Genomic DNA, 22,778 nt, shown 5'->3' on the forward strand with positions numbered 1-22,778 from the left:
ACTTTTTAGTCTTACGACTAAAATATTACTTTTACTAAAGTAATTAACTGGTTAAAACAAAATGTTATTTCGTTTCTTTACCTATTTCTCTGTTTAATTTTCAAAGACCAATTTGCTTTGCCATCAACTGACGACTTCTACTATATTACTAGGTTTTTCTTGTTTTGTCAATAACTTTTTAAATTTAATTTCATTAAAAAACTATTTAATTAGCAATTAACATTTAACTCTTTGTGCCACTCGTTTGTGACGACAAGATGTATTCTATCATATTAACAAAAGTATAATTTCACTATAAATACATTCTAACTAAATTATCTTCCTATTACAACATATAGCTTTATATAATTCGATATTTCGCATTTCGATACACATGGATAAGTAATTTAAATATTGACACTATTGATAATATTGCCAATGCTTGTGACATATATATATGATTAAAATATTAATCGTATATCTTCTCATTATAATGAGAAGATATAAAAAAAGCTGCAATAGATTTCTATTACAACTCTTTTGTATTCTACAATATAAATTTTAATTATAAATAGTTATTTATGATGGATTGGTTCCGTACTAAAACTAGCTTCTTTTAGATTCACAATCTTAGTTTTATACTTTATCTTATATCCTATCCATAATGCCAAAAACAAAGGTAGTCCAATATAAGAAGCTATAATATTTTTCCAATCAAGTACATCTGCTGTAAAATATGTTACACCTTGTCCTAATATGACAATCACGCATAATACAAGTGCAAGAACTGGCCCAAAAGGGAAGAATTTTGCCTTATATTTTAATTGATTGATATCTTTCCCTTGAACTATAAATGCTTTACGGAAACGATAGTGACATAATGCAATTCCTACCCATGCTATAAAACCAGCTAAACCTGAAGCTGCAACTAACCACATATATACTGTTTCTTGCGCATATAAGCCTATTAAGAAAGATGCAGATGCTACTAATGTAGTGATGTATAACGCATTAACTGGAACCCCTTTGTGATTTACTTTAGAAAAAGCCTTTGGTGCCCTTCCTTCTCTTGACATTGCATATAACATACGGCTAGCTGCGTACATTCCAGAATTACCACAAGAAATAACTGAGGTTAAAACCACTGCATTCATAAGACTTGCAGCTCCTGCAATTCCTGCCCTTTGAAAAATAATAGTAAAAGAGCTTGTCGTAACTCCAGCTTCTGTAAAAGGTATTAAAGCACTTATAATAAACAATGCTCCTAAATAAAATATAATAATTCTCCAAAATACACTTTTAATTGCTCTTGGTACATTCTTCTCTGGATCTTCACTTTCTCCAGCAGCGATGCCAATTAATTCTGTTCCCTGAAAAGAGAAGCCAGCAATTAAGAAAACCATTAATATTGATTTAACCCCATATGGAAATGGTCCTTTAGCACCACTCTTTGGGTCTAGAAATGTGAAATTCGAAAGCCCCACGTGGTGACCGCCCATAATTCCAAAAATCATTGCAACACCCACTACTAAGAATACAATAACTGCAACTACCTTAATACTTGCAAACCAGAACTCTGATTCTCCATATGCCTTAGCAGAAAGCATATTTAATCCGAACAATAATACCAAGAATGAGATACTCCAAATAATTGATGGTACTCCTGGAAACCAGTATTTCATAATCATAGCTCCTGCAACCATCTCAACTGCAACAGTAATTGCCCAGTTATACCAATAGTTCCAACCTAAAGCAAATCCTAATGCTGGGTCAAAAAATCTTGATGCATATGTTTCGAATGAGCCTGTAACTGGCATATATGTAGCCATTTCACCTAAACTTGTCATTAAAAAATATACCATTATTCCTATAAGTGTATATGCTACTAATGCCCCTCCAGGACCTGCTTGACTTACTGTTCCACCTGAAGCCAAAAATAATCCCGTTCCTATTGCTCCACCAATAGCAATCATGTTAAGATGACGAGATTTTAATCCTCTTTTTAATTGACTCGTTTTTACGTCGCTTGTTTTTATTTCTCCCATTTTAAATCTCCTCACTTTATCACTATGTAAATCTTAAATAGTAGTATAAATATGTTTGTTGATTTATGCCTTAGCATACTTGATTAGCATATAATTCCAACCCTTCCCATCATTCATTATATATTACACCATTATCGTAGTTGTTATCAATAAATAAAGTTCTATTTAATTATCACTTAGCCTATTGATTTTTTATTCGAAATGGTATAACGTAAAGAAATAGATGAACATTTTATATGAGTATTTTTAGTTCATTTTATTAGCATCTTTTTATGTTAAGTTTTTCGCAAAACTATTATAAAAAGGGTGCTTTTATTTTATGGATGATTTTATATACAATTCTTAGAAAGATATCAACTTAATAATTATTAAGTAGTAATAATCCAAACCATAATCGAAGAAATTTAGGGAGTGTAAATATGTTTTTAATACCAAGTCCAAAACATTTAGAGCTTAAGGAAGGTACATTGCAGCTTAGACGTGATACAGAAATAGTCTTAGATTATCTATGCGATTTTGATGATTTAAACGCTGCTATTGTATTACAAGAAGAAATTGAGCAACAATTAGGCTTTAAGCTAGTAATAAATAAATCATTTGACTTTAATAGTGATAGAATCACTATTCGCTTTAAAAAGGTAGCCGGGAAAAATGAGGCTTACAGCCTTAATATTTCCGGAAACTATGTCGAGATATGTGCGGCTACTTCAATAGGCATATTTTATGGGGTACAAACATTTAGACAAATAGTTAGGCAAAATGGCTCCATACTTCCTAATCTCAAAATTAAAGACGAGCCCTACTTTACTAATCGTGGTTTCTATCATGATGTTACAAGGGGCAAAGTACCAACACTAAAAATGCTTATGGAGCTAGTTGACAGGGCTTCTTTTTATAAAATTAATCAATTGCAATTATACATTGAGCATACTTTTGCATTTAAAGGAATGAGTGAAATATGGATGGACAAAGACCCACTAACAGCGGAGGAAATATTAATACTTGATCAATATTGTATAAAAAAGCATGTTGAGTTAATCCCATCATTGTCTACTTTTGGGCACATGTATGAAGTACTTAGATCGAAGTCATTCAATGAATTGTGTGAATTAGATAACAGTGAGGGAGGCGAATATTCTTTTGGTAATAGAATGGTTTCACACACACTTGATGCAACTAATGAAGGAAGCATTAAACTAGTTGAAAAAATGCTAATACAATATATACCTCTATTTAGCTCAAACACATTCAATATATGCTGTGATGAAACTTTTGACTTAGGCAAGGGTAAAAGCAAAGCCAAAGCCGCTGAAATTGGTGTTGGAAGACTATACGTAAACTTTCTGAACAAAGTAATAGATATAGTCAAGAAAAAAGGCAAAAGGGTTATGTTCTGGGGGGATGTAATTCTACATCATCCAGATCTTTTAAATGATATAAGTAAAGATGCCATATGTCTTAATTGGGACTACAACGAAAATGCCAATGAAGATGGGACAAAGGCAATAACTGAATCGGGCATGGAACAATACGTATGCCCAGGTGTATGGGGGTGGAATCAACTTGTAAACAAAGTAGATAAAGGTTTTGAAAATATAAAAAGAATGGTTGCCTATGGTGTTAAATATGGTGCAACAGGTGTTCTCAATACTGACTGGGGTGATTTCGGACATATAAATTTTCTAAGTAGCTCTATTCCAGGTATGGCATACGGTGCGTCCTTATCTTGGAATCCAGATGGTGAGAAAGAATTTGAAAATGTATTTAAGGGATTATCTTTAATAGAGTACGGTGACGATTCACTTGAACTAGTATCATTACTTAATCAATTATCCAAGAAGCAGGTTGTGGGATGGTTTGAACTAGTCGAATGGAAGGAAAACCACAGTGAGAATTTAGACCTTATAGAGAATTTCAATAAGCTTGATTGGAAACAGATTTTAGCTGGTTATAATCTAGCTTGCGAAATAGAAACTAAATTTACTACATTATCTAAGAAAGTTTGCATAAACACCTTTGATCTGCAAGAATTTATTGTTTCAGCAAGAGCAATACAACTTGTGAATAGTTTTTTCTTAAATCTTTTGAAAACTGAGTATTCTAAGGATGTAGATGATACTGTATTCATGCCAAGAGAACTCGCAGAAAACCTTGAAATATGGTTTTGTGATTATGCAAAAATTTGGAGGGCACGTAATAAAGAAAGTGAACTCTATAGAATCAGAGAGATTATAGCCTATGCCTGCAAATACTTAAGAGGAATGTGTTCGGTAGCTTGCTAACAAACTATTGTATCTGTTATTAAATAAAAGAGCACATTAAGTTTATCTTAATATATTAAAACTCCTTCCAAAATAAAATGGGAGGAGTTTTTTAAATACCATTTATATTTAAAGACTTAGAAAATGTCCAAACTATATTTCCTGACAATTATTAATTTACAACATTAACCGGGTTTCCTTCAATAAACGATTTAATATTAACAGCCATGAGTTCTATAAGCCTTTGCCTAGATTCAAAACGCCTCCACCCTATATGTGGTGTTAGAATGACATTTTCCATTTCAAACAAAGGGTTAGTTAGTTCCGGTGGTTCTGGGTCTTGGACATCAAGGGCTGCGCCAGCAATTTTTCCATTTTGTAATGCTTCAATTAAATCAGTTTCTTTTATTATTGGTCCCCTAGAAGTATTTATAATAAAAGCTGACGGTTTCATTAACTTTATCTTATCTTTGTCAATAAGATTTAATGTATCTGAGGTTAATGGGCAATGAAGTGTAACAAAATCACTCTGTTTGAGCAAATCTTCAAGTGAAACAAAATGTACGTTTGAGTTATCCCATGGTTTCTGAGTTCTACTGTATATGTTAATATTCATTCCCAAAGCTAAAGCAATTTTTATTACCTCTCGACCAATAGCACCGTAACCACCAATAACCCCAAGGGTTTTACCTTGCAGCTCGAAATGTGGAAGCTCTAGATGCTTAGTGAAATTATTAAAGTTTTTCTGTTTAAGCATAATTTGCTGTTGAATTAATGAGGAACTAAAATTTAAGATATAAGTAATCACTAAATCAGCGACCGCTTGGGTGCTATAACTAGGAACGTTGCATACGGTAATCTTCCTTTCCCTTGCAGCAACTATATCAATATTATTATACCCGGTACCTGCTTCACATATCAGTTTCACAGAATCTGGAAATTGTGAAATTAAATCTCTACCCAAAGGTAATTCTTTAGTAATGATAATAGTTTGACCTTCCACTCGTTCTAGAATCTTTTTATCACTACTTTCATCATATTTTGTAAAAGTAGCCAGTTCAACTATCGAGGAAAAATTAAGTTTGTTGTCAAAGTTAAGTTTTGCTATATTTAGAAATACTGTGTTTTCCATATGTGCCTCCTAATTTTAGTGCTTTGTATACTATTACATTCAATACTACTACTATTTACAAAAAAAATATAGTAGCTAATAACTATTTATGAAATATATAGAAAACACCAGTAAGAATATCCTTACTGGTGTTTTCTATATATTTCTCTAATTTTATATTTTTGACTCTTTTATAACCGCTTTAAGTACCTTTGAAGATTCAAATAATTTATTGTTTTCATCCTCATTAAGTTTAACTTGCAATATTTTCTTTACACCATCTCTTCCTAAAATTGTTGGCACACCCATATAAATGTCTTCAATTCCATATTCGCCTTTTAGTAAAGAAGATACTGTAAGAATAGAGTTCTCATTGCTTAATATTGCTTCAACTATTCTTTTTATGGCTAGGGCAACAGCATAATATGTTGCACCCTTTTTCTTAATAATTGTATAGGCTGATTCTTTTACTTCCTTATATATATCGAACTTCATCTCTCCACTGCACTTTTTAGTACAAATATTGCAGTACTCATCAACATTCATTCCAGCGATACTAGTTAGACTCCAAGTTGCAATTTCCGAATCGCCATGTTCACCCATTATATAGGTATGAATGTTTCTAGCGTCGATTTCAAAATGCTTACTAAGTAAGTATTTAAATCTTGAAGTATCAAGAACCGTTCCAGACCCTATTACCCTATTACTTGGGAATCCTGAAAGCTTATATGTTATATAAGTTAGAATATCCACAGGGTTTGACACTACCAATAATATAGAATTCGGGCTAAATTTTACAACTTCGGGAACTATAGTTTTGAATATTTTTAGATTTATGGAAATACAGTCCAGTCTAGTTTGTCCTGGTTTTTGACCAACTCCCGCTGTAATAATTACTATATCCGAATCTTTCGTGTCTACATACTCCCCAGAACTTATTTCTATAGGCCTTACAAAAGATACGCCATGTGATAAATCCATAGCCTCCCCTTCAGCTTTGTCCTTATTTATATCTACAATTACAATTTCAGAAGCTAACCCACTAGTCATTAAAGCAAATGCTGTAGTAGACCCTACAAATCCTGCTCCAATTATTGATATTTTATTCCCCTTTGATCTCATATAAAAACCTCCCCGTATTTACTAATATTATACATCAACCATAAAATAAAAACACTCTGCATTAACAGAGTGTCCTATTCTTTATATAATTAAATTAACAACAATCTATATCGCTACCATTATAATAAACTGTTAAAAAATTACCATTTCTTAAATTAACTTTAATTGCTGTTTCTTTCCCAGGTTCATTATATTCTTCAAACCCTGCAATATGTTTTTTAGACTCTTTACTCCTTAGTTCTAAATAATCTTGAAATAATATTTCGTGTTTATACATTTTTATTACCACCTTTAACCACTTCGGTCTCTTATTTAACTATCTTTTCTTCTCTTATATCTATTCTTTCCATTATATCCAATTTTACTATTGCTAATCATTATACACTATTATACATTATACGACAATTTGTAACATAAAACAAGTTATATTAATCTTAGTTAAGATTAATATTCAGTATTGCTCCTACAGAATTATAAAAAACCTAGCAATTACGCTAGGCTAAATTTCTGTTACTATTATTATATGCATAGACCTACTATTATGTTACTTTAAAGAAAGTGTTATAATTTTGTATTAATATATGTATCATAATTTGAGTAATTATAGTGGAAATTGTCTCCTTAAAATTCATTTTTTTTGTAATTATTTGATTAAAATATATGTTTTATACTATACTTAACTATTTTAATAGAATAAGAGTCAATGATGTGAATAACTATGATATAATTTCAATATAAAATATATCATTATATAGATTAACATAAAAAATTTGGTAATAAAGACATAATGAAGTATGGGGGAATAATTAAACTTATGAAAAAAAATACAATAGCAAAAATAGTTTTACTATTAATAGTCGTTTTAGGTGCGAGTGGATTTTATGGTTATATATATATCAACACAAGAAAATGGACAAGTCTTGTATACCCTGGAGTTAAAGTTGGTGATGTGGATATATCCGGCAAAACATTAGTGCAAGCTAAAGAAATGGTAAATAAAGAGTATTCATCTGCTATACTAAAGAAAAATATATATATTAAAACACCGCAAAAGACATATTCTTTGAATTATACAAAAATAAATGCAAGATATAATGTTGATGCTATAGTGCAAGAGGCTTTTAACTATGGTAAGAACATAAAGATGTACGAACGATATAAGTTAATTAAGAAACCTGTGAGTAAAGAACTTAATATAAAATTCACTTATAACCCTAAACCTCTTAACGAACTAATCTCCATTATGAAAAAGGAAATTAATAATGATCCTAAAAATGGAAGCATTACTAAGGTTGGTGGTAATTTTATTATAACCTCTGATATAAAGGGTTCTAAACTTATGGATGAAAAACTTGAAAAAGAAATTTTAGGTAAAATTAGTGGAGATATAAAGGCTCCTGATATTACTGTTAAAGCAGAAATTCAAACCGTCGAAGCGAGTATTACAAAAGAAAAACTTCAAACCGTTAATACAAAACTTTCAAGTTTTTCTTCTAATTTTGCTTCATCCGCTTATGGCAGATCCACTAATATAACACTTGCAACTAATAGTATCAATGGTTCGCTTTTAATGCCAGGACAAAGTTTTAGTTTTAATGGCACAGTAGGTAAAAGAACTGCAGCTAAAGGTTATAAGCCTGCTCCAGTTGATATTGGTACAAAAGTAAGCACCGATTATGGTGGTGGAATATGTCAGGTTTCTACAGCCTTATATAATGCAATAATAAGGTCAAACATTAAATCTACTGAAAGGAACCATCATTCCATACCTTCAACTTATATACCTTTAGGAATGGATGCAACTGTAGATTGGGGTACATTAGATTATGAATTTACTAATACATTAGGATATCCTGTTTATATTGAAAGTACTGTAAGCAACAAAATACTAACGTTTAATATTTATTCTAATTCAAGTTTAAATAATAAATCATATAATATGGTTAATGAGGTCTATGAAACTGTTCAACCTGGACCTACTAAATATATAGATGATCCTACTCTTCTTGTTGGTGAAATGGTCCAGGATCAATTTCCTTTGGTTGGCTATAAGGTAAAAACATTTAAAGATACTATTCAAAATGGTAATGTTATTAGTCATCAACTAATTTCTAACGATGCTTATAAGGTAAAAGCTGAAGTTATTAGATTAGGTACAAAGAAAAAGTAATTTGTTTATTATAATATAACTAACGCCATGTTGATATCATTTCTTTCGGATGATATCAACATGGCGTTAGTTATTCTTACTCTAATAAACATAATTAAAATTATAAAAAATATAGCTTATTTAATATATATTAACGTTTACAATTTAAAATTTAAAATTAATAAACATTAATATATATTCTTAATTCATTCTAAAATTCCATAAACTCCAGCCATTTTTACTTTAAATTTAATGCACCAAATTAGAGAATGATCAGAATGCATACTAATTATGCTAAAGAGTATGCTCTGTATGCAAAGAAAAACGCAGCCAAAAATACTAAAACCGAAACTAATGCTATAATAATTAACACGTTTAACTTCTGTTTTTTAACAACATGTTCTACTTTAACATTCAACGGGTTAGGTTTTATTTTATCTTTAACCGTATTACCTATATTTATAGGTTCTTTTATAGAAACTTGACATAGTTGTTTTACGCAATTGTTTTTAATTTCTATTAATATGCTGTTTTGATTAAATATTAGAAGTCCTTGTTTACAACAAACTAAGGCCGCTTCAAACCTATTCAATTCATACAAAAGCTCACTCTTTCTTACATAGGCATATTCTTTATTGTTATCACATTTTATACAACTTGAATAATTCACTAGAGCGTATTCATAATTTTTTATTTCTTTATATGTACATGCCAATATAAAATATATTTGAGATTTCTGATTTTGAGAAAAATCACCCTTTAAAATCCTTTCACAAATAGGGAAAATAGAGTTAAACTTATCATTTTCTAAATATTTATTTATAGTTTCTAATTCTTTTTTGAACTCATCCATGAAGTTCCGCCTTTCGCAACTATATCAACTAAACACTGATATTTTATTTATAGGTATTAACTATTTATTCTAAGCAATTAACTATTAACTCTATTTTATGCTTTTCATAATAATTAAGGCCGTATCTTCTATAGCTCTTTTAGTAACATCAATTATTAGGCACCTTGTTTTTTTCATTATTTTTTCAGCATAATCTAACTCATCTAATATTCTTGCATCATTAGCATATTGAAATCCAGAATTAAGTCCATTGAATTTATCCATTCTGTGTTTTCTTATTTCTATAAGCTCAAAAGGATTAATTGTGAGCCCTATAATTCTTCTACCAGGGATATTGTACAGTTCTTCGGGAACAGGCACTTCAGGTACTAGTGGTAAATTTATAGCTTTGATTCCTTTGTTAGCTAAATACATGCATAGTGGAGTTTTTGAAGTCCTTGAAACACCAATAAGCACTACATCTGCATGCACTATCCCATTATAATCTTGACTATCATCATAGTGTATAGCAAACTCCATAGCTTCTATTCTTTTATAATACTCATTATCCATGTTCCATATTGCCCCGGGAATATATTCTGGCTGTTTATCTAATAACTTTGATGCTAGCCCTATTCCTGGTCCTAAAACATTCGATACAAATATTCCTTTTTCAACGCATCTCTGAACTAGAAATTCTTTTACATCTATCATTATTATTGTTGAAATAACCATTGCCTTGGAATTAGTATCTATTTTATTGATAAATTTATTTACATCATCAGCTGTTTTAATATATGGCATTCTTTTTATTATCACACTACCTGGAAACTGACTTGCTACTGATCTAGCCACAAGTTCTGCTGTCTCTCCTATTGAATCTGATACTGCATATAACGTTAACATTTATCCATCTCCTCTACTTTCTTTTACATCTAACAACTTTGTTAGAAATATTTACAATTCATCTTCAAATAACAATATATAATTATATTAAATTATCATTTTTGAGTAAATTAAACAATGTTGAATTCAAATTAAATTGATTCATTAAACTATTAACCTCAGATAATGCTTTTTCTTTTATATTTAAAGGAATATTAGATAATGAGGCTCTAATTAATATATTTTTAGGGGAATTTGATATATCTATAAATTCTAATAACTGAGTTTTATAACCTACACTTTCCAAAAGATTTGCCCTGACTGAATCTGTCATAAGAGCTGCTATTCTTTCTTGTACTATTCCATACTTGGTTAATATAGAAAATGACTCTGTTTTAATTTGACTGTTAAATTCATGTTGGCAACAAGGAACCGAGAAAATCATCTTAGTATTCCACTTTATTGCATTATACAAAGCATAGTCTGTGGCTGTATCACATGCATGTAACGTAATTACCATATCAACATTATTATCATATTTAAATCCATTTATATCTCCTAGTTCAAAATGTAGATTTTCATAATTATACCTTTTAGCTATATCATTACATTTTTTAATTACGTCATCTTTTAGATCAAGTCCTATCATTTTTACATTAATTTTCTTGATTTCTACAAAATAATAATACAATACAAATGTTAAATAAGACTTTCCACACCCAAAATCTAATATTGTAAGTTCCTTGTAATCATTTTTCTTTATTTCGTCATCAATTATTTCAACAAACCTATTAATTTGCTTATATTTATCATATTTTGAATTAATTACTTTACCCTCTTTTGTAAAAATACCAAGATCTATAAGAGGTTCTATCATCATACCTTCTTTAAGTATATAATTTTTTTCTTTATTATGTTCTTTATTAGCCATAGTTCCATTATCACTTTTTTTCTTACCTAAATGAACTTTACCTTTTTTAGATATTTTCAAATCAAATGTAGTTGTATTTGACCAAGCATCAACTTGTTTATAATTAGATGCTGTGAATTCTAAAAGTTTATCTCCTAATCTGTTTATATCAATATTTTCATGAAACACTTGTTTATCAGTGTACTTTTCTATTTGATAATATTTTTTAACGTCATCCTGTTTTAATACAAATGTTATTTTATTGTATTGGGACTCCTTACTTATTTTATTACTAATAACTAATTTAATAATTTCTTGCTTAACTATTTCATCTATTGCACTTTTTAACTCTTCCATTTTAACACACCTCATATTTTTTTGAATTTACTCCAAGCTAATGATATCATTATATAACACTTTATTTAATTCTAACACGTAAAAACAATAAATTATTAATATCAAGCAAAAAAACAAAGTAGTATATAACATACAAGTTTTCCAACTTGAGTTCATACACTACTTAGTTTGCTTTAGTTTCTTCACTTTTAATCATATATATCCGAAAACTCAATCTTAATTCGTTCTACTTTGCATTCTCTTGAAAAATCTCTGCTTTTTTTAGAATTTTTGTCAATAGGTAATAATCTCACAGGAATCTCCACTTTAAATTCACTTCCCTTACCAGGAGCACTCTGTAACTGGATAGTTCCATTATGTATAACTATTAAGTCCTTAACTAATGAAAGTCCTATTCCACTTCCTTCTCTGTTTCTTGATAAAGACTTGTCCACTTGAACAAACTTTTCAAATATAGCAGATTGTTTTTCAATAGGTATTCCTATTCCAGTGTCTCTAACCGCAATAATCACACTATTAACCTTATCATATATATTAACTTCTATTTTTCCACCACTAGGTGTGAATTTTATTGAATTTGATAACAAATTCAGTATTATTCGCTCCATTGCATCTATATCAAAAGCCATAATTTTTTCTTCTATTTCTGTATCAAAAACAATTGAAATATTTTTACTTTGAACATAAACAACAATTGATGATACAATATTTTCTACTACACTTACTATATCATTATTTTGCATGCATATAGAAAAATCACCTGCATCAATCTTTGTTATATCTATAAGATTACCAATAATTCTAAGCAACCTATAACAATTATGTTTCATTATAGTTGTGTATTTCTCTATGTCTTCATGCTCTTCTCTAAGTGGATTATTTTTTAATTCTATAACCTGAAGTGCACTAAAAATTAAGTTAAGCGGTGTTTTAAGCTCATGCGAAATATTAGAAAAAAAGTTTGTTTTCAATTTATCGTAACTTATTAACTCTTTAATCATCTTTTCATTTTGCTCATTGTGTTTTGAATCTGTTATGTCAAATCCTAATAAAATTAACCCTTTGTAAGTTCCATCATCGTTAAATAAAGGTATTCTTAGGGCATCATATATTTTGTTAATATTAGCTCTTTTATCTTTTACAACTTCTTCACTTCTATATACTATTCCCGTTTCCTTTGCCTCTTCATCCCTATTTGACCAACTCTCCATAACGTATTTTACATCAGTTGATATATTAGTAAGTTCCTTTGTATTCTTATTCATGCAGTCTTTTTCATCAATATCTAATAACTTTAATATTGAATTATTTATATCAAGAAATTTACCCTTAGCATTTTTAAAGTAAATTATATTAGTAGTAGAATTTATTAATGTATTTAACAAACTCTCGCTTTCAGATAACAATGTTTCAGCACGCCTACGTTTATTTATGTTGATAATCACAAAAATTATTGCTCCTAGAATTATAAATAGAACAGCTGATGCAACACTCACAATTTGTCCTTTAGACATATTATAATATTTATGAGGTTTATTAACTATCTCTGATCCTTTAGGTAAAGCTTTCATATCAATATTATATTGTTTTAATTTATTATAATTAAATACAAATTTATGAGCTGAATCCTCAGTAACAGGTATATCTGATACCTTTTCACCATTCAATATTTTCAAGGCTAATTTACCTGCTTGTTTTCCTAAATCTTCACCGTATGTAACCACCCCTCCAACACTTTGCTTGTTAGTATATAAATAGTCTGTAGAATACATAGGTATATTTACATGTTTAAAAAGAGAATCAACAGTTTCACCAATTGAAATGTCATAACCATTATTATTTTTAATTGTTCCATTAGGATCAAAATAAATAATAGTATCTTTAGGTAGGTTATTTATTTTTTCTTTAAGTTTAGTAATATTCTCCTCACCATAAAATAGGAATTTAATTTTATCTTTATATAGAGGTACTAAACCTTCTACAATATTTTTAGCAATTATCCCTTTTGAGTCTTTACCTGTAATTATAAATATTTGCTTAGTACTTGGATGAAGTTTTAAACCAATATTGATAGTACTTTGAATATCTAGACTCTTTACAAGCCCCGTAACTAAAGGGTGTTTACTAATCATTGACTTATTAAAATTATAAACTCCACAAAATACAACCGGAGTATTTGGAAACAGAGAATCTCCATATTCTTGTATAAATTTAAATGCGTTATCATCTAAAGTAATTATGACATCTAATTTAGTATTTCTAAATTTATATTTAAACAGTTTATAAACCACCTGTGACAACTCATCATTGAAATTATAACCTGAGTCAAGGTATTGAATTTTAACATTTATATTTTTTTTGCTATTCATAAATTCTGAATTAATTGCAGATGTAATTTGGCCAGTCCAGTCTATTAATTGATTACCAGCAGTAATATTACTATCATTTCCATATGAATTTAAAATCAGTACATTTTTCTGAGCTATATTCTCTGCATGAACAGGCCTTTGAAAAAAGAGAAAAAAGATAATAAAAGAAAGGAATAAGATATAATATTTAGCATATTTATTTTGTATCATATAAAAATTATTGCCTCCCGAGAAGAATATATTCTATAAATTGTTTATCTGAAATTCAATTGCATTTTATGTAACTTTCTACTTTTTATTACAAGTTATCTATATATATTCTACATAAAATACAAATTTCCTTTATTTATATAACTAATTTAGAATATAAAGGAACTTTGTATGATTTTGTTAGTTAGGAGTTAGTGACGCTAAAAGGATGTCTCAATTTGCTTTTGAGACATCCTTAACTTTTATAATTTATTCAATTCCGCCTATTTTACATACTAGGCCTTCCGCTTCCACTACCTTTTTAAGATAAGTCATGTCTTCCTCTAAAGGTGGTTTTAATTCTGGCATCTTATATTTATACCCCAAGTAATCATATTTATTTTGTCCAAGACGGTGATAAGGTAATAAATGAATTTCTTTCACCTTCTTTAAGCTAACTACAAATTTTGCAGTGGCTCTAATATTATTTTCATCATCATTAAATCCAGTTATTATGGGAATCCTTATAATTAATGGTTTACCAGATTGTGCAATTATTTTAGCATTTTCTAAGATGGTTTCATTATTTTGTCCGACATATTCCTTATGTTTATTTGAATCCATATGCTTAATGTCCAGCATAATTAAATCTAGCCAAGGTAAAACTCTTTCTAAAACTGTTCTACTTGTAAATCCCGATGTTTCTATTGCAGTATGAAATCCTTTTGCTTTACAACCTTTTAGTAATTCCTTTGTAAAATCTGGCTGAGCTAATGCTTCGCCACCTGAGAGAGTAATCCCACCCCCAGAGCGTCTATATATTATATCGTCCTTACTCAGTTCTGTTAATATTTCCTTTACTGATTTTACATTTCCAGCCATATTTAAAGCTTCTGAGAAACAAACTTCAACGCATTTGCCACAATGAACACATTTACTTTGGTCAACCCTATTTGGCAAATTAAAATTTATTGCGAAGTTCTTACAAACCTCGCTACATCTCTTGCATCCGGTGCAGTTTTGTTCCATAAACATAACCTGTGGCATCTCTATTTGAGATTCAGGATTACAGCACCATTTACAGGATAATGGACACCCTTTTAAGAAAACTATTGTTCGAACACCTGGACCATCATGAACAGAAAACTTCTGAATATCAAAAACTATTCCTTTTGTTTTTAACTTTGGCTCAGATATAGGCATTCTCTACCTCCAATTATCTTAATTCTAAATTACATTGTTTGTTCTGTCCTCATTATTATATCATCCTGTATTGTTTGGTCTAATGAAGCAAAGTGGGCACTGTAGCCAGCTACACGTACTACTAAGCTTTTATAATTATCCGGATTTTTTTGTGCATCTAATAATGTCTCTCTGCTTACTACATTGAATTGTACATGCATTCCCTTTTGATCAAAGAATGTTCGTAACAGCGCTACTAAATTTTGTAACCCAGATTGTCCTTGTATTGCTGATGGATGAAATTTCTGATTAAACAAAGTTCCATTAGATGCTCTACAATGATCTATTTTAGCAACTGAATTAGCGGCGGACGTTGGTCCATTTTTATCTCTTCCTGAAACTGGGGATACCCCGTCAGCCAAAGCTTCTCCTGCCTTTCTTCCATCTGCCATTGCGCCTGTTTGTGATCCCATAGGAACATTTGCAGAAACTGGGTAAAGACCGGGTTGGAACCGACCTCCACGAGGATTAGTGTATTTTTCAACTTCTCTGCAGTAAATTGTTGCAGTTAAGCGTGCTAATTCATCTACCTCATCTATATCATTACCAAATTTAGGTGCTCTGTTTAAAAGCATTTGTCGAAGGTTTTCTTTAGTAGTGTAACTACCGATGTTAATAACTTTAGACGATTCCAAATCTTCTACTAATATTTTCTTGTCATCTAATTTTAGCTTTTCAATATCACACATTATAGTTTCACCGAAATTGCTGTCTAGAGCATCTTTTAGAACCTCTTGCGAAACACTTTTATCTTCAAATACTAATTTCTTAATTGCAGCTAGTGAATCAGCAACATTTGCAATACCTACGCCTTGTGGTCCCGTAAAGTTATAATATGCTCCGCCTTCCTGAAGAGACTTACCACGCCCTATACAATCATCCACCATTGATGATAAGAATGGAAGTGGTGCTCTTTCTCCATGAGCCAAATCTACACTGTTATCTGCATTAGCTAGTAATTCAACAAAATGCTCCATTTGCCTGCTATATGCATCCATAAATTGATCAAAAGTTGTAAATGAAACAAACTCACCTGTTAACAGACCAAGTTGTTTTCCATTTTCCATTCCATTATTTATTGTAATTTCTAGTACCTTTGCTGTATTAAAGAAAGCAGCATCATGCCACCCTTCTGTTTTACCGCCCTTTTGAGGTTCTACACATCCTATTATTCCATAATCTCTAGCATCTTCTAAACTAACTCCATGACTTGTTAATGATGGTATTATAACTTCGTCATTATAATAAGCAGGCATTCCGAGTCCTAAACGAGTAACTTCTGCCGCTTTTAATAATAATGCATCTGGGGTTTTATTCCATACTCTTATGGATATTGATGGTTGGGGGAGTTTAGTGTGCTCAGTAGCCGTAAGACACATAAACGAAAGCTCATTTGTGTCATCTTTCCCATCAATGTTTTGTCCACCTACTATTAAATTCTGAAACATTGGGTATCCACCAAAGGCTTTTGTTGAAGATTCATCACGTACCTTATTAATATCATTGAATTTAACCCATAAACAATCTAAAAGCTCCTGAGCTGATTCACTCGTCATATTATCATTTTTATAATATGGATACATGTACTGATCAAAACGCATTGGCGAAATTGAATGTCCGTTTGATTCTATTTGTATAACAGCTTGCACAAACCAGAAGGATTGTAATGCTTCATGGAAGTTTCTAGCTGGGTTTTCCGGAACATTATCACAGTTTCTAGCAATTGTTAATAGCTCTTCTTTTCTCCTTGAATTAGTAGTTTCACTTGATAATTTCCTTGCCAGATTAGCAAATCTCTTAGAAAAATTTATAGTAGCATTTGCTGTAATAATCACTGAATTTAAGAAACTTTGTTTTTTTATATAAACTGGATCACATTTATCTGCTCTTGCCTTTTCATCTTCAGCTTGTGCAATAATTCCCTTAAATCCTAAAGATAAAATTTTACCATAATCTACGCATATATGCCCTACACCATTAAAATAATAATTACCGACTGTAAATACCCCCGCATTCATCGCCTGCTTAGTTTCTTCAAACATAAATTCTGTAGCAAGTTCATTTGTAGTTCTTCCATCCCAGTATCCAAATACTTCTTTAAGGCTTGTCTTTACTTCCTCACTTATAAGAAATACATCACCTTTTCTTTTAGCTAATGTATCAAATTCCTGTGAAACCCACTTGTTTGAAAACTCAGGGAATATCTGGCATGCCCTAGGCTTTTCGGTTAAATTTCCTACAATAAGTTCATCATCACGAATAACTATTGTCATCTCATTTAATATTTTCTCTAATGCTTTAGCTCGCCTTGTAATCATAGGATAAGCTTCAGTTTCCTTATATGATTTTGTTATTAAATTTGCTCTTTCAGCCTCAATTTCAGGAGTTACCGAATACAAATCATCAGCTAATTTCTGAATTCTTCCACTTACTTTTGTACTATTTTTAGTCACTTAAAAAACCTCCTTGATCTAATTGAGAGTATTATTGAACTTTTAATAAAAAATATGAAGTAACTTTGTGGATAATTCTATTTTTATTATTTATTATTCAAGAATTTCGACGTGGTTTTATATTTGTCTAATTTTAATATGTTGATGTATCCATAAGGTCATAAAACCGTATACATAATAAAGAACATCAACTTTTATCGTTAGTATACTCTTGTTTTATACTATAATCTATGTACAACCTATAAACTCATGCTAATAGTTATAATTAACTTCTATTAGATAACAAAAAACTAAAAGCATTACCGCTTTTAGTTTTATCGTTTTACACAATGTTATATTAAGTTGTTAATAAACATCTATATTAACTTTATATGACTTTACTATTATTAACTCCACTTTCATTGATAAAGGGCTTAGACCTCTTACTTGTTGCTCTAAAATTAATTACCGAACCAATAATAATAAATACAATCCCTATTATTGTGTTTATTTCGATAGCTTCTTTTAGAATTATTAAAGCTAAAATTGGTGCTAAGGCAGGTTTAATAAAAAATACTATTGAGGCAGTAGAGGCTGAAGTCTCTTGCGCAGCTAATGTATAAAATGTAAAACCTAATCCAGTAACAAAAATGCTAATATACGCTAATATAGGTAAGTTGTACAAAGTTATACCATGAAAAATTGGAACATTTGAGAATTCCTTTAAACCATTACTAGAAAAGAAACTTGATACAAAACTTAACTTTGTTATTAAAATAAGAACTAGCATTTCTAAACTTCCAAATAAGAAGGTAAAACAGTTTATAACTACGCCTCCAAATTTTTCACTTCTCTTATTGCTTATTACACTATAAAAAGCAAAAGTCACTGAAGATATAATAATAAATACTATGCCCATAAACCCAATTGTCATGTTAAAAGGATTTAGTATACATATCATTCCAACTATACTTAGAACCATTGATATAATGGTATGCTTATATAATTTTTCTCCAATGAAAAAAAAGGCAAACGTAACCACAAAAACTGGATTGCAACTGAAAAGAATTGCAACTAGAGATGCTTTACAATATAAAATTGCAAGTTGGTAAAATGTCATACTTACTACAACGAAGATAAACCCCGTAAGTAAGAAGAATTTGAAATCACTTTTACTTAGGGAAATCCCTCTTTTTCTTAAGCTTTTCATTGCTAGAGGAAATAGTAAAATAGATCCTATGAAAAACCTTAAAAAACTTATTTGTATAGGGTTAAATTGAGTGGAAACCATTTTTAAAGCTATTTCCATAGTACTAAAAAGAAATGCAGACAAAATAATAAACCAATATCCTTTTTTCATTATTGTTACCTCTAATACATTAAATTTGATATTTCAACTAATATATTATTATTAATACTTAGATGATATCATTTTTATTAAAATACAAATAAATTTTAATTAACTTATATAATACCACTAAATGCTATATTATTCTATATTTTAAATATGTCTAGCTATAAAGGATATTACTTGCGCTGCTGGGACTAATAATACCTGTGCTAAAAGTGTACCTACAATTAACCCTCCAACTATAAAGATTATACATCTATCAAACTGTAACTGAGTACACTGTCCGTTTATTACATCATCTGTTAGAATTGATATAAATGGATCTATAAATATAACCATAATTATTGTTGCAATACCAGTTATTACTGCTGATAATGTACTACATGTTGTTCTTAGCTCTGGATTTAAACATCCTGCATACAAAGATGCCAAAACACCAACAGTCATAATTGAAAATGCTATGGTATTAAGTAAAACAATCTTTTTAGGAATCATTTTCAAACTTTTTAATTGTGATAAATTCTCTTTTTTCGGTTTTGTAACACTACTTTTAAACTGCTCTATTCCAGATTTCGAAAAACCATGTAATAATACTTTAGATATGGAACGATTAACACTAAAAGATTCCACAACTTTTCCAAATACTTTTATAAATGTTGGCATTAATACCGAGCCAATAATTGTTGCCATAGTTGTAGAAAATAGTATCCATCTAAATGTAGTTAATAAACTTTGAGGATCTCCAATTTTTATAGTATTTTCAATTTTTTTAGCAAGTAGTGGTGCTTGAATACTATTTGCAGTTCTAGATATTAATGCAAAAACATTAAATACTGCAAATGATACTGCTATTCTCCCTGTTCTAACACCAACAATTCTTACAGAATAAGCTAACGTTGAAATTATAGAAATTATCACTGTAAGAACTAAAACAATTATTACTTGTATAGACATTTACTTTCACCCATCTCTCTATGCCTTTTTCCTAATTCTCTCCATAATACAATATACCTTAAATATTATAACATAAAAGTATTTTCAAACCTATTGACATACTTTCATTTAAGTATTAATATATTAATTATTATATACCCTATTAAACATACCTAATTACTACGAATTAATTATGTTTAATAGGATATTGGAAAATGGTATAACCATACTTGATAATTAATAATTTCCAAATAAAACAAAGATAGTGTTAACACTGTCATTTTAATTAAGGGGGATATGTAATGAAAAACTCAAAGGGTTTGAAATTTTCAATGGTATTATTGCTAGGTATTACAATTATTGGAGGATTATCAGGCTGTTCATCAAAAAAAGTAGAAACTGAAGCTGTTAATGTTAGGGTTGGATATTTCCCAAACATAACCCATTCACAAGCACTTGTAGGTAAGGAACAAGGAAGTTTTCAAAATGCCATTGGAAAAATGAATAAAATAGATTGGAAGCTATTTAATGCAGGTCCAGCAGAAATAGAAGCATTGTTTGCAGGAGCTATTGATATAGGTTATATAGGACCTGGTCCTGCTATTAATGGATATGCAAAATCAAAAGGTGACATTCAAATCATTGCGGGTGCTACAGATGCCGGTGCAATATTTGTATCTAGAAAAGGAGTAGTTATTAAAAATCTAAAAGATTTAAGTGGTAAGAAAATTACAGTTCCACAGTTTGGAAGTACTCAAGATTTAACACTTAGAAATATATTGTCTGAAAATGGACTTAAAGATAAAACAAAGGGTGGAACCGTTGAAGTTAGGCAAGCAGCAAATGCGGATACTTTAACATTACTACAAAAGGGAGAGATAGATGCAGCCATAGTACCAGAACCTTGGGGTTCTAGACTTATTAAAGAAGCACAAGCAAATATTATTTTAGATTATAAAGATGTATTTAGAGACGGAAAATATACTACTGCTGTAGTAGTTGTTAGAACTGAGTTTTTAAAGGATCATCCACAAATTATTGAGGATTTCATAAAAAATCATGTAGATGTAACAAGTTATATTAATAAAAATCCAGCTAAAGCTAAGGAAATAGTTAATAAACAAATTACTGAATTAACTAAAAAATCATTACCAAAAGATGTTTTAGATGCTGCATTTAAAAGATTAACAGTTACAAATAATCCAGAAAAGGACTCAGTACTTGAGTTTGTTAAATCTTCAGTTAAAGAAGGGTTCCTAAAATCAGAGCCAGACACAAAAGATTTGTTTGATCTTACTGTGCTAAATAAAGTTTTAAAAGAAAAGGGACTTGAGCAAATCAAATAAACTCAATTTAACATTAAAAATAATTTGTATTGATATAAATAATGGAGCATTTCTAAGATAACTTAAAACAAAGTGTGGAGTATTTCATATATAGAGATATAATCCACTCTTTGTTTTTGATATTATGTTAGTATATATAATTATATTACAGTTTTAAATTTATGTATCGCTCTATCCCTACTGCTACTCCATCATTATCAACTTCACATGTTATTTTTTTAGCATGAGATTTTACTTCATCACTAGCATTCCCCATAGCAATTCCACAGCCTACTACTTCTAGCATTTCTATATCATTTTTACCATCTCCAAATGCATAACTGTTTTCAATAGTTATATTCAAATGCGCTAATGCTCTCATTATTCCTGATGCTTTTGTGTTCTTTTTAGAATAAATTTCAAATATATTACCTGATATGTTATGATTACAATCAAATTCTTCATTTTGTAATGATAAACAATATTCTACGGCTTCTTTATTCCTGCACAACATCTCCATTTTAAAAACATCGACATTGTCAATATTATATTCACTTTTTATATACTCTCTAGAGATGCTAAAACTATCGTAATATGAATACAACTCTTTGTATTGTTTCTTCATGTATGAGTATATATCTCCTTGCAATATGTATTGCATTTCAAATTTTTCAAAATTACCAACCATTTTTTTTATAGAATCTTTATTAATCTGCTGTTTGTATATTACTTCATTTCCAACTATTACTTGTGCCCCATTAGTTAATACAAATCCATCAAACCCAAATTCGAGTAATTTTTTACTTATAAATGCATAAGGTCTACCAGTTGCAATAAAGATATAGTTACCCTTATCTTGTAATGCCTTAATAGATTTTTTTACTCTTGGAGTAATATCAGTTATATCGTTCACACAATTTATTAGTGTTCCATCTATATCAAAGAATATTGCTTTTTTCATGATTTTTGCTCCTTTTTCTCATATTATATAATTTCATCATATGTTTTTATTTAATTTGTTAAAATGTATTTTTAACAATATAACTCAGTATATAACAAAAAAGTCGATTATTAAATAACAATCGACTTTTTGTAAATATATTTATGCAAAATAAAACCACTAAGTTAAACTTAGTGGTTTTTTATAATCTGGCGACGACCTACTCTTCCACAAAGTTACCCCTGCAGTACCATCGGCGCATTGAAGCTTAACCTTCGTGTTCGGTATGGGAACGGGTGTTACCTTCAGGCCATAATCACCAGATAGAGAATATAAATATTCTCTC

Annotated in this window: 16 protein-coding genes and 1 rRNA gene; 3 read left to right on the plus strand and 14 right to left on the minus strand. The window is 29.9% G+C overall.

The window, feature by feature from the left end; all coding sequences use genetic code 11:
- Positions 1-554: 554 nt before the first annotated feature.
- The gene (locus tag LGK95_RS19255) at positions 555-2,024 is read right to left on the minus strand and encodes an amino acid permease (protein WP_226126539.1); all 1,470 of its coding nucleotides are present in this window, start codon (positions 2,022-2,024) and stop codon (positions 555-557) included.
- 419 nt (positions 2,025-2,443) lie between these two features.
- Between LGK95_RS19255 and LGK95_RS19260 the strand changes: the two genes are divergently transcribed.
- Positions 2,444-4,306, plus strand: coding sequence for a glycoside hydrolase family 20 zincin-like fold domain-containing protein (locus LGK95_RS19260; RefSeq protein WP_226126540.1), 1,863 nt, complete (start codon positions 2,444-2,446; stop codon positions 4,304-4,306).
- Positions 4,307-4,457: 151 nt separating this feature from the next.
- On the opposite strand, the gene LGK95_RS19265 is transcribed toward LGK95_RS19260, so the two are convergent.
- The 3 genes from LGK95_RS19265 to LGK95_RS19275 form a co-directional block, all read right to left on the minus strand.
- Positions 4,458-5,417, minus strand: coding sequence for a 2-hydroxyacid dehydrogenase (locus LGK95_RS19265; protein WP_226126541.1), 960 nt, complete (start codon positions 5,415-5,417; stop codon positions 4,458-4,460).
- 153 nt (positions 5,418-5,570) lie between these two features.
- On the minus strand, positions 5,571-6,518 hold the full coding sequence (locus LGK95_RS19270) for an L-lactate dehydrogenase (protein ID WP_226126542.1): 948 nt from the start codon (positions 6,516-6,518) through the stop codon (positions 5,571-5,573).
- A gap of 94 nt (positions 6,519-6,612) precedes the next feature.
- Entirely contained in the window at positions 6,613-6,795 is a 183-nt protein-coding gene (locus LGK95_RS19275; protein WP_226126543.1) for a hypothetical protein, read from the minus strand.
- A 537-nt stretch (positions 6,796-7,332) separates the two neighbouring features.
- Here LGK95_RS19275 and LGK95_RS19280 point away from each other — a divergent pair.
- Positions 7,333-8,688 carry a VanW family protein gene (locus LGK95_RS19280; RefSeq protein WP_226126544.1) on the plus strand — a complete coding sequence of 452 codons (1,356 nt, stop codon included), beginning with the start codon at positions 7,333-7,335 and terminating at the stop codon, positions 8,686-8,688.
- A gap of 268 nt (positions 8,689-8,956) precedes the next feature.
- Here the strand turns inward: LGK95_RS19280 and LGK95_RS19285 are convergent, their stop codons facing one another.
- From LGK95_RS19285 to LGK95_RS19320, 8 genes are all read right to left on the minus strand, one after another.
- The gene (locus LGK95_RS19285; RefSeq protein WP_226126545.1) at positions 8,957-9,520 is read right to left on the minus strand and encodes a hypothetical protein; all 564 of its coding nucleotides are present in this window, start codon (positions 9,518-9,520) and stop codon (positions 8,957-8,959) included.
- 90 nt (positions 9,521-9,610) lie between these two features.
- On the minus strand, positions 9,611-10,405 hold the full coding sequence (locus tag LGK95_RS19290; RefSeq protein WP_226126546.1) for a pyruvate, water dikinase regulatory protein: 795 nt from the start codon (positions 10,403-10,405) through the stop codon (positions 9,611-9,613).
- An 82-nt stretch (positions 10,406-10,487) separates the two neighbouring features.
- The gene (locus LGK95_RS19295; RefSeq protein ID WP_226126547.1) at positions 10,488-11,651 is read right to left on the minus strand and encodes a class I SAM-dependent methyltransferase; all 1,164 of its coding nucleotides are present in this window, start codon (positions 11,649-11,651) and stop codon (positions 10,488-10,490) included.
- A 188-nt stretch (positions 11,652-11,839) separates the two neighbouring features.
- Positions 11,840-14,230 (minus strand): sensor histidine kinase, encoded by a 2,391-nt coding sequence (locus LGK95_RS19300; RefSeq protein WP_226126548.1) that lies wholly within the window; start codon positions 14,228-14,230, stop codon positions 11,840-11,842.
- 249 nt (positions 14,231-14,479) lie between these two features.
- Positions 14,480-15,412 (minus strand): glycyl-radical enzyme activating protein, encoded by a 933-nt coding sequence (locus LGK95_RS19305; protein WP_226126549.1) that lies wholly within the window; start codon positions 15,410-15,412, stop codon positions 14,480-14,482.
- 29 nt (positions 15,413-15,441) lie between these two features.
- Complete coding sequence (locus LGK95_RS19310; RefSeq protein ID WP_226126550.1) at positions 15,442-17,904, minus strand: glycyl radical protein; 2,463 nt, start codon at positions 17,902-17,904, stop codon at positions 15,442-15,444.
- 367 nt (positions 17,905-18,271) lie between these two features.
- Complete coding sequence (locus LGK95_RS19315; protein WP_226126551.1) at positions 18,272-19,243, minus strand: DMT family transporter; 972 nt, start codon at positions 19,241-19,243, stop codon at positions 18,272-18,274.
- Positions 19,244-19,384: 141 nt separating this feature from the next.
- Complete coding sequence (locus tag LGK95_RS19320; RefSeq protein ID WP_226126552.1) at positions 19,385-20,188, minus strand: lipid II flippase Amj family protein; 804 nt, start codon at positions 20,186-20,188, stop codon at positions 19,385-19,387.
- Between the two features lie 281 nt (positions 20,189-20,469).
- Here LGK95_RS19320 and LGK95_RS19325 point away from each other — a divergent pair, with 281 nt between their 5' ends.
- Positions 20,470-21,513, plus strand: a complete 1,044-nt coding sequence (locus LGK95_RS19325; RefSeq protein WP_226126553.1) for an aliphatic sulfonate ABC transporter substrate-binding protein — start codon at positions 20,470-20,472, stop codon at positions 21,511-21,513.
- Between the two features lie 145 nt (positions 21,514-21,658).
- Here LGK95_RS19325 and LGK95_RS19330 read toward each other — a convergent pair whose 3' ends face one another.
- Entirely contained in the window at positions 21,659-22,453 is a 795-nt protein-coding gene (locus LGK95_RS19330; protein WP_226126554.1) for an HAD family hydrolase, read from the minus strand.
- A 186-nt stretch (positions 22,454-22,639) separates the two neighbouring features.
- A 5S ribosomal RNA gene (gene rrf / locus LGK95_RS19335) occupies positions 22,640-22,756 on the minus strand.
- Between the last annotated feature and the right edge of the window lie 22 nt (positions 22,757-22,778).

The sequence above is a fragment of the Clostridium algoriphilum genome (assembly GCF_020443705.1).
In the GTDB taxonomy this organism is placed as follows: domain Bacteria; phylum Bacillota; class Clostridia; order Clostridiales; family Clostridiaceae; genus Clostridium_AD; species Clostridium_AD algoriphilum.